General features: G+C 40.5%; 14 protein-coding genes and 1 pseudogene. 5 read left to right on the forward strand and 10 right to left on the reverse strand.

What is annotated here, in order from left to right; all coding sequences use genetic code 11:
- Positions 1 to 10 precede the first annotated feature (10 nt).
- Positions 11 to 1,081 carry a uroporphyrinogen decarboxylase gene (hemE, locus tag L6C30_RS01240; protein WP_070154059.1) on the reverse strand — a complete coding sequence of 357 codons (1,071 nt, stop codon included), beginning with the start codon at positions 1,079 to 1,081 and terminating at the stop codon, positions 11 to 13.
- A 246-nt stretch (positions 1,082 to 1,327) separates the two neighbouring features.
- Here hemE and L6C30_RS01245 point away from each other — a divergent pair, with 246 nt between their 5' ends.
- Both L6C30_RS01245 and L6C30_RS01250 read left to right on the forward strand, forming a co-directional pair.
- On the forward strand, positions 1,328 to 2,572 hold the full coding sequence (locus tag L6C30_RS01245) for a L,D-transpeptidase family protein (RefSeq protein ID WP_070154057.1): 1,245 nt from the start codon (positions 1,328 to 1,330) through the stop codon (positions 2,570 to 2,572).
- A gap of 193 nt (positions 2,573 to 2,765) precedes the next feature.
- Complete coding sequence (locus L6C30_RS01250) at positions 2,766 to 3,458, forward strand: pirin family protein (protein WP_070154056.1); 693 nt, start codon at positions 2,766 to 2,768, stop codon at positions 3,456 to 3,458.
- A gap of 138 nt (positions 3,459 to 3,596) precedes the next feature.
- Here the strand turns inward: L6C30_RS01250 and L6C30_RS01255 are convergent, their stop codons facing one another.
- Positions 3,597 to 4,652, reverse strand: coding sequence for an ArsO family NAD(P)H-dependent flavin-containing monooxygenase (locus tag L6C30_RS01255; RefSeq protein ID WP_374706582.1), 1,056 nt, complete (start codon positions 4,650 to 4,652; stop codon positions 3,597 to 3,599).
- 327 nt (positions 4,653 to 4,979) lie between these two features.
- Here L6C30_RS01255 and L6C30_RS14950 point away from each other — a divergent pair.
- Positions 4,980 to 6,064, forward strand: a pseudogene (locus L6C30_RS14950) (sigma-54 interaction domain-containing protein); the annotation flags it as partial.
- Positions 6,065 to 6,110: 46 nt separating this feature from the next.
- Here L6C30_RS14950 and L6C30_RS01270 read toward each other — a convergent pair.
- The 5 genes from L6C30_RS01270 to L6C30_RS01290 form a co-directional block, all read right to left on the reverse strand.
- Complete coding sequence (locus L6C30_RS01270) at positions 6,111 to 6,530, reverse strand: DsrE family protein (protein WP_236162170.1); 420 nt, start codon at positions 6,528 to 6,530, stop codon at positions 6,111 to 6,113.
- Positions 6,531 to 6,792: 262 nt separating this feature from the next.
- Entirely contained in the window at positions 6,793 to 7,290 is a 498-nt protein-coding gene (locus L6C30_RS01275; RefSeq protein WP_236162169.1) for a DUF2505 family protein, read from the reverse strand.
- Between the two features lie 164 nt (positions 7,291 to 7,454).
- The gene (locus L6C30_RS01280) at positions 7,455 to 7,739 is read right to left on the reverse strand and encodes a hypothetical protein (protein ID WP_236162168.1); all 285 of its coding nucleotides are present in this window, start codon (positions 7,737 to 7,739) and stop codon (positions 7,455 to 7,457) included.
- A 12-nt stretch (positions 7,740 to 7,751) separates the two neighbouring features.
- Complete coding sequence (pnuC, locus tag L6C30_RS01285) at positions 7,752 to 8,330, reverse strand: nicotinamide riboside transporter PnuC (protein ID WP_236162167.1); 579 nt, start codon at positions 8,328 to 8,330, stop codon at positions 7,752 to 7,754.
- Positions 8,331 to 8,486: 156 nt separating this feature from the next.
- Positions 8,487 to 8,963: a hypothetical protein gene (locus L6C30_RS01290; RefSeq protein WP_236162166.1), complete on the reverse strand. Its 477-nt coding sequence runs from the start codon at positions 8,961 to 8,963 to the stop codon at positions 8,487 to 8,489.
- Between the two features lie 278 nt (positions 8,964 to 9,241).
- Between L6C30_RS01290 and L6C30_RS01295 the strand changes: the two genes are divergently transcribed.
- Positions 9,242 to 9,628: a GNAT family N-acetyltransferase gene (locus tag L6C30_RS01295; protein WP_236162165.1), complete on the forward strand. Its 387-nt coding sequence runs from the start codon at positions 9,242 to 9,244 to the stop codon at positions 9,626 to 9,628.
- 182 nt (positions 9,629 to 9,810) lie between these two features.
- Here L6C30_RS01295 and cysN read toward each other — a convergent pair whose 3' ends face one another.
- Both cysN and cysD read right to left on the reverse strand, forming a co-directional pair.
- Entirely contained in the window at positions 9,811 to 11,427 is a 1,617-nt protein-coding gene (gene cysN, locus L6C30_RS01300; protein ID WP_236162164.1) for a sulfate adenylyltransferase subunit CysN, read from the reverse strand.
- A gap of 142 nt (positions 11,428 to 11,569) precedes the next feature.
- Positions 11,570 to 12,478 (reverse strand): sulfate adenylyltransferase subunit CysD, encoded by a 909-nt coding sequence (gene cysD / locus L6C30_RS01305; protein ID WP_171257443.1) that lies wholly within the window; start codon positions 12,476 to 12,478, stop codon positions 11,570 to 11,572.
- Between the two features lie 351 nt (positions 12,479 to 12,829).
- Between cysD and L6C30_RS01310 the strand changes: the two genes are divergently transcribed.
- Entirely contained in the window at positions 12,830 to 13,078 is a 249-nt protein-coding gene (locus L6C30_RS01310; protein WP_236162163.1) for a hypothetical protein, read from the forward strand.
- A 367-nt stretch (positions 13,079 to 13,445) separates the two neighbouring features.
- Here L6C30_RS01310 and lysS read toward each other — a convergent pair whose 3' ends face one another.
- Positions 13,446 to 14,972 (reverse strand): lysine--tRNA ligase, encoded by a 1,527-nt coding sequence (gene lysS, locus L6C30_RS01315; RefSeq protein ID WP_236162162.1) that lies wholly within the window; start codon positions 14,970 to 14,972, stop codon positions 13,446 to 13,448.
- Positions 14,973 to 15,078: the final 106 nt, after the last annotated feature.

The following is a 15,078-nucleotide window of genomic DNA, read 5'->3' on the forward strand; positions in this document are numbered from 1 at the left end:
CATTACGTGATTATAGATATTTGGCACTGTATTCATGAACCGTGTCGATAAATACTTTAGGACGTTCAGGATCTACCCATTGGGTAATGCCGTGACCTAAGTTGGCCACATAACCTGTTTTTTCACCATTGGCATAGGCATCATCTAGCATCGCACGTGTCGCTTTGGCAATTGCTTCAGGTGAACCATATAAAGTCGCTGGATCTAAATTACCTTGCAATGCGGCACGACCATTCACCGTTTGACGTGCGACATTTAACGGTGTGGTCCAGTCTAGACCAAAAGCATCTGCACCTGTTGCAATCATTGGCTCAAGCCATTGACCGCCACCTTTGGTAAATAAAATAACAGGGATTTTACGTCCATCTTTTTCACGTTGCAGACCCGAGACAATTTTCTGCATATAGTTTAGTGAAAATTCATGATATTCACGATGGGCCAGTGCACCGCCCCAACTGTCAAAAATTTGCACTGCCTGTGCACCTGCATCAATTTGTGCATTTAAGTATACGGTCACTGCATCGGCCAAACAGTCTAATAGTGCATGTAAAACTTCAGGCTGTGCGTACATCATGTTTTTGGTGAAACGGAAATCTTTGCTTGAACCACCTTCGACCATATACGTTGCCAAAGTCCACGGACTGCCTGAAAAACCAATCAAAGGCACTTGTCCACCCAAAGCAGAACGAATGGTCGACACCGCATTCATGACGTAGTCTAGGTCTGACTTGGCGTTAAATTTTGGTAAATTGGCAACGTCTTGCTCAGTACGCACCGTTTTATGAAACTTTGGCCCTTCGCCTGCTTCAAAATACAGACCTAAGCCTAGTGCATCGGGCACAGTTAAAATATCTGAAAATAAAATAGCGGCATCTAATTCGTAACGACGCAAAGGCTGTAAAGTCACTTCACAGGCAAATTCGGTATTTTTGCATAGAGAAAGAAAATCCCCTGCCTGCGCACGTGTTGCACGATATTCTGGTAAATAACGTCCTGCTTGACGCATCATCCATACGGGCGTGCAATCTACTGGTTCACGTAATAAGGCACGAAGAAAACGATCATTTTTTAAGGTCGTCATTTACTTTCCCAACTCATTTTCAATCTTGCAGCCATCATATCAAAAAGGTTGAGGTTTTAATAACTTCATTTCTGGCTTGCCTTTTCTGCTTATATTTATGTGAACACATCACAGAAACAAAAGTCGCGGTAAAAAAGGAATTATCTTGCATATTTACACAAAACAACTACTGCATCTCCTTAGTTTTTCTGTAATACTGCACTAGTTTTTATCTATGTAAATAAACAATTCTCAAGGTTGAATTACATGTTGGTTCGCACAATACTCGCAATGAGTTTAAGTTGCATTTTTGCAGGAACTACTTTTGCTGCATCTACTGCTGAACAACCGTTAAATCCACAAGTGATTAACAATAACGCTATTGAAGATCCGATTGATCCTTTAGCGACTGAAGCATCAGCTGCACAAAATAATCTAAACGCAACAAACACTGCCATTACGCAACAAGAACAAAATGATTTAAATAAGGCTTCAAAAACCTTAGATGATCTGCACAAAACTGAAGATACCACTGCCGATGTAGGCACTGCACCAACAACAAGTTCAGCAAGCCAGGCTGCTACATCCAACACAGCAGCACCAAAAGCTTCATGGACTTTGGATGGCTTAAATAATGCCACTTGGTATGAAAATATTGGTAAAGGTCAGTTCCCAGTGTATGCACGTGCACACGTGATGCTGAACAATTCACACGCTTCTCCAGGTGCAATTGATGGTACCAGTGGCAAAAACACCCTAAAAGCGATTGCATCTTTCCAGCAAATGAATGGCATTAGTCCAACGGGTATTTTAACTAAAGAAACTTGGGATGCGCTGGTTGCACGTCAAGGTTCCCGCCCTGCATTTATAGAATACACGGTTACTGAAGCGGACTTAAAAGGTCCTTATGCGAAATCTATTCCGCATGACTACGCAGAACAAGCCAAAATGAAAGGCTTGTACTATACCCGTGTGAGTGAAATGTTGGGTGAAAAATTTCACATGGATGAAAATTTCTTAAAGAAATTAAATCCGAATGCGACATTTAACAAAGTGGGTGAAAAGTTATTGGTGACCAATGTTCGCAATGACTTGCCTGAAGACATTCACCTGATTGTGGCGCACAAAGGTGCAAAACAACTGTATTTGTTCAACAAACAAAACCAAATGGTCGGCTCATTCCCAGCAACCATTGGCAGTGCAGATACTCCATCGCCAACAGGTACTTATAAAGTGACAGGTGTTGCACCAAACCCATGGTACAGCTATTCACCAAGTAACTTTATTCAGGGCAAAAACTTAAAACCGCTGTCTTTACCACCAGGCCCTAACGGCCCTGTGGGGAATATCTGGATTGGTTTAAGTAAAAAATCATTCGGTATTCACGGCACACCAAACCCATCGACCATTTCAAAAACGGCGTCGCATGGTTGTATCCGTTTAACCAACTGGGATGCAAACGATTTAGGTCGTAAAGTACGTTCTGGCGTGACTGTAAAATTCCTTGAATAATCAGTGATCGCTTTAAACCGCAAAAGACCCACGTTTTTTTATGTGGGTTTTTTTATGCCTCGATAAAACCCAAGGATGTCTAGGGTCTGCAAATGTTGCAATTTTAGAATGGCACGTTGCAGTTCGCCTCTAGGTCGACTGCGGTGAAAAGATTAAGATGAGTTCAAGTTAAAAAAATGATAGGAGCATGATCATGAATGCTTATTTACACCGTAGTGAAGATCGTGGTCATGTAAAAATGGGTTGGTTAGACACCAAACACAGTTTCTCTTTTGGTAGTTGGTACAACCCGAAATACATGGGTGTTAGTGTCTTACGTGTCATTAACGATGACAGTATTGCTGCACATAATGGTTTTGGCACACACCCACACGACAACATGGAAATTTTGACCTGTGTTTTAAATGGTACGATTTCCCACCGTGACAGCATGGGCAATGAGCGTCATATCAGTGCAGGTGAATGGCAATTGATGAGCGCAGGTACAGGCGTTCAGCATAGCGAAATTAACAATGGTGATGAAGAAGTGCACATGTTGCAAATTTGGATTCAACCTAATGTACGCAATGCAGAACCGACTTACCAACAAATTCAGCGTGACCCAAATGCCGAACCGAACCAATGGCACCTGATTGTAGGCCCGAATGACAATGCACCAATGCATATACGCCAACAAGCAGAAGTGAAAACTGCAGTATTGCAAGCAGGAAAACAGCTAGATGTTGCAGCAACACAAGCTGTTAACTATGTGCATGTGATTCGTGGTGAAATCAGCATTGGTGAGCATACCGTAAAAGCAGGCGATGCCTTGTTATTTGCTGAAGATGCTGTGATTGAAGCCAAAGAAGACAGCCAGTTCATTTGGTTTGATTTACCAAAACAGTAAGTCCTGACTGTCACATCCTCATAATTAAGGTGTGTAAATTTTTTGAGCTACCCTCTTGCCCTCTTTTACAGAGGGCTTTTTTATGGCTGAAATTGCATGATTCATTTTTTAAACACAGTTTTTGTCACGATGATGACTTTACGCTGTTGTCTGTAAATACACAGCAATTTGCTCCGCCACATTCCGTGCGGTTCGGGAAACACCAATTAAAGTTGCCGAAGCTGCGCCTGTCCAATCGCCATAACCGACCAACCATAAATTTTGCTGATGCAGCGCTCGATTCTCCGATACATCGACTGTGCCGTGTGCATTGACCACATTCAAACTTTGTAAATGCGACACTGCTGCCTTAAAACCTGTACACCAAATAATGGCATCAATGTCCTGTTCACTTCCATCTGCCCAAACTGCAGTATGTTCAGTTAAATAGTCAAATGGCGGCAGGCCATGCAATACATTGCGTTGCCGTGCATCTTTGACACTTGGAATCATCACAATATCACCCAAACTGCCAATCGGTTGTTCAATGCTGCGACCTTCTTGCTGGGCTTTTAAGCGTTCCGTGGCACGTAAAAATAAAACCCGTCCATCTACATCATCGGCTAAAAAACTTGGGGGTTGCTGTGTAACCCAAAAGGTTTCAGCCACTTTAGACACTTCTGCCAAAATTTGTGCGCCAGAGTTACCACCACCGACAATCATCACTTTTTTTCCCTGAAAAGCTTCAGCATTGCGGTAATGGGCCGAATGAATTTGTGTACCTAAAAATCGTTCACGCCCTGCATAGGCTGGAATAAAAGGCTGACTCCATGTGCCTGTTGCACTCACGACCGCTTTGGCGCGCCAGCTTCGCTGTGCCGAACAAACGATTAAATCATTGCCTTCAGCTATGATGTTTTCGACCTGCACAGGACGCAACACAGAAAATTGATAGCGTTTTTCGTACGCTGTTAAATAGTCAATCACTTCTAATCGTTTCGGATATTCCTGTTCAGTTTTTGGCATTAACCAACCTGACAAAGAACTCCATGTATTGGGAGAGAATAGCTGCAAAGAATCCCACGCATGTTGCCACGCACCGCCCGACTGCTCTTGATTATCCAAGATCAGAAAATTAATTTTTTGCCGTTTTAAAAAGTAAGCCGTGGCTAATCCTGCTTGTCCGCAACCAATAATAATTACATCGGCATCCATGGTTTGATTCAAAATGGCTCTCCTGCTCGCAATACGCACCCTGTTGCTATGTTTGATTCTAACCTTGTATGAATAAAGTCTGTGGACAATTCATCTATGAACTTTAATCGAATGGTTTAATCTATTTTTGATCTTAGCGCACAAATACAGCGCATGAGGAATTAAAAATTTAATCCATCGAACTCAACTTATGCAAGCACGTAATTAGAAGCAAGCAATCTTGGAAAATGATGCTGCAAAAAAGCCAAGTCCTTCAACTTGGCTTTGTTTTGTAAGATAGATTGATGTGCAAAACTGCAGAATCAGGTTCAGGTGTTAAAACGCCCTGCCGATGAGCTAATTCAGTTCATGTCGCTCGAACCGATGGAACAGGAAATCATTTCACTGCAAGCCGAATTGTATGAACTAAAAAAGTCGATTTATACCATCAGTAAAATGACTACAGTATGTTCAGCTCAGTCGGACAATCAGCAGCTTATCAACGGGTTTGTAACTTACTCAAAAAAACGGCAGGTGCCAAAGTTTCCATTTTGCTGCAAGGTGAAACACGTGTCGGGTAAGAAGCCTTTGCTCGTGGTGTGCATGAACTCAGTCAACGTAAAGAACATACTTTTGTCGCGGTCAACTGTGCAGCTATTTCACCTGAACTGATTGAATCTGAGCTATTTGGTGTCGATAAAGGAGCGTTTACAGGTGCACATCAATCACGCTTAGGTAAATTTGAACGCACCCATGGCGGTACTATTTTTAGATGAAGTGATTAAACTTTCACCACGCGCCCAAGCGGCTTTGCTGCGTGTGCTATAAGAAGGTGAAGTGGAACGTGTCGGAAATTCACAAACCCGTCATATTGATGTTCGCGTGATTGCTGCAACCAATGAAGATTTAGAACAAGCGGTTAAAGCTGGGCGTTTCCGTGCCGATTTATATTACCGTTTAAATATTTTTCCTGTGCAAATTCCACCACTGCATGAACGCCGTGAAGATTTACCGTTTTGGTTGCACATTTCTTAATACGCTTTGAAAAAATGTATGACAAACAGATTCATGGCATCAGTGAAAAAGCCACTGATTTTATGCAAAGCTATGCTTGGCCTGGCAATATTCGTGAACTGGAAAACCTGCTCGAACGTGCAGTACTGCCGACGGAAGATCAACAACTGATTAAACTGAATGCCCTGTTTCCACAAATGCACAGCTACGATGCCGTAGATGAGCCAGACAGCGTAGATTTAGATACGCTTTTAACCGAAGGTTTTGATTTAGAACAGCATGAACAACTGTTAATTGTGACCGCCATGCATAAAGCCAAACAGAATGTGTCTGAAGCGGTACGCTTATTGGGAATTTCCCGCGCAGCATTGGATTATCGTTTAAAAAAAATATGCCATGCGCTAGAAATTCCACAATAAAAAAGCCCTGTTTTTTAACAAGGCTTTCGTATTTCAAGCAACTGAATTACCAACTCAATGTTTGTGTACCTAGACGGAAAATTGCGTCACCCATGGCATCTAGATTGGCAAATTTGAGACCTTTCATTAAGTCACCTTCAACAACACCGTACTGATCCATACACATTTTGCAGATATAGACATCACCACCTTTGGCGATAATACTTTTCAGCATGTTTTGATGCTCTGCATATTTATGTTCAAAACGGTTAGATGCCAACATTACGCCTTGATCGACCAAATAAATCGTCAATGGATGACCTTTGCCAAATTGGTTATTGCTCATGCCAATAGCCATTTTGGTGCGGTGTGCATCACTGCTAGTAAGCAAGACAAAAAGTGGATCTTTTTTGCTCTCTGCCATTGCTGGAGATAGACAGGCAAAGGTCAGCAAGACCGATAAACATAACAACTGAATCAATTTCATGGCAGAACTCATACTCAATTTAAATTTGGTCAAAATATTAGAATAATAAATATACTGTATTTGAATAATTAATTAAGATAATAGTCTGTATGCAATAAAGCCAAGCAACAAAACTTTTGCAAAAATCAAAAATTGATCACTGTAAAATGACTTCAGCCCTAACAATCACAATTCTATACGTCCCAAAAAACAAAGCACCACCGGAAACGGCAGCACCAAGCATGTATATTTAAGAGCAATCTTTTCTATTAGAAATGCAGGATTAAGCCACTAAATTTTTCTTAAGCTCATCTTCCACAATACCAATTTCCAACTCGCTGAAACGACGGATTTCCCCTTCTGCATGTTTTTCCAACATACTGCCAATCAATGGCACTTTAACCTTAATTGTCCAGTTTAATTGAATATCAATTTTTTCATGATTGCCCGTCACGCTACGCTCACCTTTGGCTTCTAAAGGCAAGTTTGCACCAAGTTCCACAGTTGAAGTTAGGTCAGTTAAATGGGTCACATCATTTCGTTTTAAACGAAATGCATCTTTTAATAATTTTTTAGCCAAATCTGGAATATTCACATCCAAATTATAGGCACGGCGTAAAGTGTAAATATCACCGTTTTTTTTAGATTCTAAAATTTCCAAATTTTCACCAGGAATGCGTTTGCAAACTGCTTCATGCAAAGCAACATCTGCCACTAAACGCTTAAATTCGTCAATTGAAACGCCATGAATCGTCGCGTTCACAGTAAATTGATGTGCCATTTGAGTTCCTTTTATGTTGTTTTTGATGGAGTAGGTCTAGCATCATCGTGCACTATAATTTAGCTGATGCCCAACAGGTATAAGTTGTCTTATATCCTACATACAACTTTATTTTCAGGTTATTAAAGCGTTTGTTCCTTCTACTGTCATTGACTCTATTTTGTCTATTCTGTGTGAATGATGCCAAATTCAGCAGCATAGGTTTCATGACTATAAATAATTAAATAATGCCCACAAAATTCAATTTTGGCATAAAAATGTTCTGCGCCATCATCTAGTCCTGTGGCACACCATGTCGTCCCTTTGGGAAAATCATCTAACCATTGGGCTTGGTAAAAATCTGCAATCGAATCAAATTGTAAATAACGCTCATGATACGCCAAAATATCCATTGCCAATACATCAAATTTTTTAAGCTGCGCCTGTTTAAAATCAATCAGATTGCTCATCGCTACACACCATCACAGCGCAGAATGTACTGTATGTTGTTGGCGGATTTTATACCATTCGCGCCAGCCCAAATAAGCCAGCACCACAAAGCCTGCATATAAAACAGCCGTTAGCAGCAACTCTTTGTAAATAAACATGCCGATATACACCAGATCGACCACAATCCATAACACCCATGTTGCCAAGTATTTACGACTGGTCCAATAGGTTGCCAATAGACTCATGGCGGCCAGTTGTGCATCCAATAAAGGCAGTGAAGCTTGTGTCCACCACTTTAAACTCAGCCCAAACAATAAACCAAGTAAGCTACACAGTGCAATTTGCAGCCACATTTTAGAGAGTGGCAAGCTCTGAATGACGATATGTTGTTTTTGCTGCTGTGCAGTTTTCCACTGGAAAAAACCATAAACAGCCATGCCCATAAATAGGGTTTGTAATACCGTTTCACCATACAATTGATATTCAAAGAACAAATAGGCATACAGCAAACAGGCAATAAAATTCACCGCCCAGCAAGCAATATGTCGCTTAATCGTTAATGTCACGCCTAAAACACTAATCAACACAGCAATGATTTCTAAAACCGACATTGATGCTGCCTATGTAAAAGAAAAAGGCATGATACCTCTTTTCGGGAAAATAGCGCAAAACTCAACATTTAACCAAAGGCTTAACTGATTAGAAGATACTGCAATTCATTTAAAAAAACTTCTCTAAAACCATAAATAGAAAATCAGGTATGAAAATTAATCCGCTTTAAATTGCTCTGAATTATTGTATTTATGCTCTCGTCCAAAACGGTCTACATGGGTAATAAAAACTCCGTATTTGCCGACATAATATTCAAGGGATTGCTCGCAAAAGCTCCAGTAAATCGACCATTCACCCAAGTCTAATTGACGAATTTGCGTATGCGCTTTGGCAGGCATTTTATTCAGCACTTCTTGTTGAATGGTTTCGGCATCTTCAGGGTCATGACTAGATACTTTTAAGCTTAAAAATATTTCTGCGATATCATCAAATAATTGCTGTTCGTATTCGGCAACTTCTTCCACCACCTCTTCTACAGGGCGCGGTGCTTTGTGGGTAGTTGGGTCTTGGACAATATTGGCAATATCTTGACAGCTTTTCTGAAAAGTACGATTTATTTTTATTTTGAACCAGACTTTCCAGACTGCATAAACAGCAATCAACAACAAAATGCATAACAATAGTTTTGCCATCTTGGTCTTCGCTCTTATTTCAGGCGTTTCAATAAAGTATAACCATCTCAGAACTTAGCGTCTATTCACTGCTACACAATTCAACGCTTAAGCTTTAACAGATCAATCATCCTGCATCGCCAAAAAGCGCAGTATTTAATTACATAATGATACTGAATGCCTCAAAATTAGCACTTGTGCTGTTATATAACGCAGCAAAACACAACAATTTTCTGCTATTTCTTTAAACGCTTTTCACTTCCAATAGAGCCTTGTTTTATCTATCACACTAAGCCTAGATGATTAGAGCTGCACAAATTCAAGATGTCACCAATTTGGTTGCGGTATTACATGCCAGTATTCGCTCTTGTATTCAAGATCATCAACGTAATGAAGCCAAAATTCAGGCATGGCTAGAAAATAAAAGCTACGAAAATATTTTAATGCTGCTGCATTACAACAATTGTTGGGTCTATGTCTTACAGCATGTGGTAGTCGGCTTTATTATGATGAGTGATCACGGGCAAATTTTACAACATGCCATTGCACCCGAAATGCAACAACGCGGTATTGGTCAAGCCTTATTATTTGAAGCAATAAGCGATTTACAGCGCAAAAATGTATCGCACATGAGTGTATTTAGCACGCAGACCGCTTTAAGTTTTTATAAAAAAAAATGGTTTTGAAGTACAACCACAAAAAATTAGTTATGGGCATTTCACACCCATGCTCAAACATCTCAATAGCGAACCCGTAGAGTACACTTAAAAACCAACTTTCCAATATAATAAGCGCGCATAAAAAACCGCTTTTAGATGAAAGCGGTTTTTTATTGTATGCGGATTCGATTTTATAAACGTATCTAATTTTACAAACGAACTAGGGCAATTATTTTTTCTGCAAGTTCTTCAGCACTGATCGCAGTCAACTCTGCATCTGCGCCACTGTTTACATCACTAATCACCACAATGCCTGTTTCGCGTAGTAGTGCAACCTGCGCAGCATCTAAACCTGCTTTGGCAATGGCAACAATACCCTGCTGAATCAGCAAACTTTCAAGCGCTTGCGCCTGTTCAAGTGCTTGGCTTGGTACACATACCGCTGCAGGTTTTTGACCTAAACGTGCAGCACGGTCTTCTGCTGTGACTGCTGCATTGTGCGCAGACCATTCTACACAAGCTTCAACCATACCTGCGCCAATGGTCACGTTATTTAAACGGTCAATGAAAATAAACGAACCTGTATAACGACTATCTTGATAACGGTCAAATACTACAGGCGCATCAAATTCGATGGTGACATTGGCAATTGCATTCAGTTCAAGCTGTTCAACTTGTACCTGTTCCAAAGTATTTACGTTGGTGCGGTAATGAATGGCAGTGACTTTCGCAGGAACGGTTTGTGTACCCATTTTTAAGTTATATAACTTGCCAATAGATAGTGGCTGATCAGCCATCCACACCACAGTGGCATTTACAGCTCGTGAAATTTCAGGGCGTGCCTGATCTTCACGCACCAACACATTACCACGTGAAATATCAATTTCATCGTTCAGTGTTAGGGTAACGGCTTGACCTGCAATTGCATGTTCAAGATTGCCATCAAAAGTCACAATCTCTTTAACTGTCGAGCTTTTTCCTGAGGGCAATGCCACAATGCGGTCACCCACATGAATATCACCCAAAGCAATCGTACCGCAGAAACCACGGAAGTCGAGGTTTGGACGGTTGACATACTGCACTGGGAAACGGAAATCATTTTGAGCCGATTTACGGTTAATTTCTACCGACTCCAATGTTCCCATTAACGTATCGCCAGTGTACCAAGGCGTATGCTCAGACTTGTTCACTACGTTATCGCCGTTTAAGGCTGAAATTGGTGTGAAAATAATATTCGCTGGTTTACGATCACCCAATTGATTCACAAAGTTCGAATATTCTGCCTGAATTTCGTTGAATCGCGCTTCGGAATAATCCACCAAATCCATTTTATTGATGGCCACCACAATATTGTTTATGCCCAATAAACTAGAAATATAGGTATGACGACGGGTTTGCGTTTGTACACCATAACGCGCATCAATCAAAATAATCGCCAGGTCACAGGTCGATGCGCCTGTGGCCATGTTACGTGTATATTGCTCATGCCCTGGCGTATCGGCAATGATGAACTTACGCTTTTCGGTAGAGAAATAACGATAAGCCACATCAATGGTAATGCCCTGCTCACGCTCGGCTTGCAAACCATCGACCAATAAAGCCAAGTCAGGTGCATCGCCCGTAGTGCCGACTTTTTTCGAGTCACGGGTCACGGCTTGTAATTGATCTTCATATATCAATTTTGAATCATACAATAAACGACCAATTAATGTCGATTTACCATCATCTACGTTTCCGCAAGTTAAAAAGCGCAGTAGATCTTTGTTTTCGTGCTGTTTTAAATACGCCAAAATATCTTGGCTAATTAAATTCGATTGATGAGACATTGCTCAAAGCTCCGCATATTCTTTAGAAATCGGTTTTTAATCTTTAATCTCTCTAAATCTCCCTAGATAAAAGGGAGGCTTGGCTCCGCTTTTTATAAAACCCTCTTTATAAAAAGGGTTTTCGGAAATTCTTGAGGAGAGATTAGAAGTAACCTTCTTGCTTTTTCTTTTCCATTGAGCCAGCTTCATCGTGGTCAATCATACGACCCTGACGTTCTGAACTGGTTGCCAATAGCATTTCCTGAATAATTTCAGGCAAGGTATTCGCTTCTGACTCGACTGCACCCGTAAGCGGATAACAACCTAAAGTACGGAAACGTACAGATTTCATTTGAGGAACTTCACCTTCTAGCAGTGGCATACGTTCGTCATCGACCATAATTAAAGTGCCGCTACGTTCAACGACAGGACGTTTTGCAGCCAAATACAACGGTACTAATGGAATACTTTCGAGGTAAATGTATTGCCAAATATCCAATTCAGTCCAGTTAGACAATGGAAACACGCGGATGCTTTCGCCTTTATTGACCTTGCCGTTATACAAATTCCACAATTCAGGACGCTGATTTTTCGGGTCCCAACGGTGTTTTGCATCACGGAAAGAATAAACACGCTCTTTGGCACGTGATTTTTCTTCATCACGACGTGCACCACCAAATGCCGCATCAAAACCGTATTTGTCTAAAGCTTGTTTTAAGGCTTGGGTTTTCATGATGTCGGTATATTTAGAACTACCGTGGTCGAACGGGTTAATACCTGCTTCAACCCCTTCTTTATTCTGATGAACAATCAAGTCAAAACCGTGTTGTTTTGCCATGTTGTCACGGAAAGTGATCATATCTTTGAACTTCCAGCCCGTATCCACATGTAGCAGTGGAAATGGCAGTTTCGCTGGATAGAATGCTTTTAAAGCCAAATGCAACATTACCGCTGAATCTTTACCAATCGAATACAACATGACTGGATTTTCAAATTCGGCTGCAACTTCACGGATAATATGAATACTCTCAGCTTCAAGCTGCTTAAGATGAGTAAGTCTTTCCTGATTTATTGACATTGATCACACCGGATATACTTAAACTTGTGTACGAATAACACAGATAGAATTTGATTTTCATTATAGTGACTTAGTTATGCAAACTATTGCTTGTTTTATTATATTTATATGCAAAAAGCTCATATAAAAGAAAACCAATAAGTAATATAAGCTTTATTTAATCAATAGTTTATTCTGTTACCCATTAAAGTTTAAGGTCATTTTCGCTGCGTTTAATACACATCAATCACGCTTAAAAGTTGCTCTTTTTTGAATAACTTACTAGATTATTCATCTAATTTAACGTGTCAAGCATAAACAAGAAATGCTTAAAGTAAAAACATATTTTTATTTTAAGATGCTCCCATGTCACAGATTGAACAGATCAAATCCAAACTTGATCAGGCGCAACTGGCTGGTTTTTTGTATCAGCACAGTCCTGAACTACTCGTCTTGCAAGCACCTTTAAACGATGATACTTCAATGCTGAATATTTTTGTGCAGCATCAACTCATTACAGATCAAATTCGGCTGCCATTTGGATTAGGTTGTCGTGATCATCAACTCTCGGTTTTTTATTTGCGTAACACATACCAATCAAGACCACAGCTATGAAATTGGCGCGGGTCATCTAAAAGCCGAAGAAAAAACCTTTATTGAATGTATATAAATATCCTAAAGGTTTTTATTTGGTAGATGTCCCCTTTAAATACAATCACGACAGAATTGTATCCGTCGATTGAAACACAATTATTCGCGCAAGAAAAATTATATTTCTTAAACACGACTATTTACACTAACCCAAGAGATGTACAAGTGGCTTGGCTGAATTTACAAATGTAGCATGATTGATGGCTTGTGAGCCAACGCATCGACCTATGATCAAAAAATTGGTGGCAAGTGTTTAATTCTTAAGTTGCAACAAAAAAACAACCTGCATTTCTGCAGGTTATTTTTTATGTAATCAACAATGCGCTAAAACTTAGTTTTTATGACGCATGTGTGGGAATAAAATCACATCGCGAATACTCGCAGCGTTGGCAAACAACATGACCAAACGGTCAATCCCGATGCCTTCACCAGCAGTTGGAGGTAAGCCGTATTCCAAAGCTTCAACGAAGTCTGCATCGTAATGCATCGCTTCATCATCGCCTGCGTCTTTTTCTGCAACCTGTGCTTGGAAACGCTCAGCTTGGTCAATCGGGTCATTTAATTCCGAGAAACCATTCGCCAATTCACGACCACCAATAAAGAACTCAAAACGGTCAGTAATGTGTGGATTATCGTCATTACGACGTGCTAAAGGTGACGTTTCTGCAGGATATTCTGTAATGAAAGTCGGCTGACGCAATTGAGTTTCTACAGTTTCTTCAAACACTATCGTTTGTAGTTTGCCCAAACCAAAACCTGGTTTCACCTGTTCTTTCAATTCTTCCTGCACAAATTTAGCCAAGAAATCACGGTCATTGACATTTTCTGGCGTGAATTGTGGATTATGCTCAAGAATGGCATCAAACATCGAAATTTTCTTGAATGGACCTTTGAAGCTATACACTTCATCGCCATACGGTACATCGGTAGTGCCCAAAATATCCAAAGCCAATTTTTCTAGCATTTGCTCTGTCAATGCCATTAAATCTTTATAGTCGGCATAAGCTTGGTAGAATTCGATCATGGTAAATTCAGGGTTATGACGTGTAGACACCCCTTCATTACGGAAGTTACGGTTAATTTCAAACACACGTTCAAAACCACCCACCACTAAACGCTTTAAATATAATTCAGGTGCAATACGCAAGAATAACGGCATATCTAAAGCATTATGATGCGTTTCAAATGGACGCGCAGATGCACCACCAGGAATCACATGCATCATTGGCGTTTCAACTTCCATAAAACGCTGTTCGGTTAAAAATGCACGAATACCCGATATGACTTTAGCACGAATTTCAAAGGTTTTACGGGTGTCTTCATTTACGATCAAGTCCAAATAACGCTTGCGGTATTTCGCTTCGGTATCGTTTAAACCATGATATTTGTCTGGTAATGGACGTAGAGATTTGGTCAACAATTCAAAATGTTCAATATGAACGTATAAATCGCCTTTGCCTGAACGACCAATATAGCCTTTCACTGCAATAATATCGCCCAAGTCGAGGCTCTTGATCGTCTCTAAAGTTTCAGCACTAAGTTCTTTACGCGCCACATACAACTGAATGCGACCTGTCATGTCTTGAATGACGATGAATGAACCACGATTCAACATCACACGACCGGCCACAGACACATAAACTTTTTCGCCTGATTCAATTTCTTCTTTAGGAACTTCTGCGAATTGTGCATGCAAATCTCCTGCGTAGTTTTCACGCTTGAAAGTATTTGGCCAAGGGCTGCTTCCCTTCGCCTTCGCTTGTTCTTGAATTTGCTTTAACTTGGCATGACGCTGCGCAATTAAATCGTTTTCGGAAATAGTGGGTTCAGAAGTCGATTGAGCGTTATGTTGCGTCATCTCTGCCTCGAATAATTACTAAAAAAAGAAGTTCAATAGAATAGCAGATTTAGATGCGATTTCGTATGCCTTCTCTGACTCGGGCAATTTATTTTTTCAATTCCCC

The organism is Acinetobacter sp. KAM396, assembly GCF_021602765.1.
GTDB classification, from domain to species: Bacteria; Pseudomonadota; Gammaproteobacteria; order Pseudomonadales; family Moraxellaceae; genus Acinetobacter; species Acinetobacter towneri_A.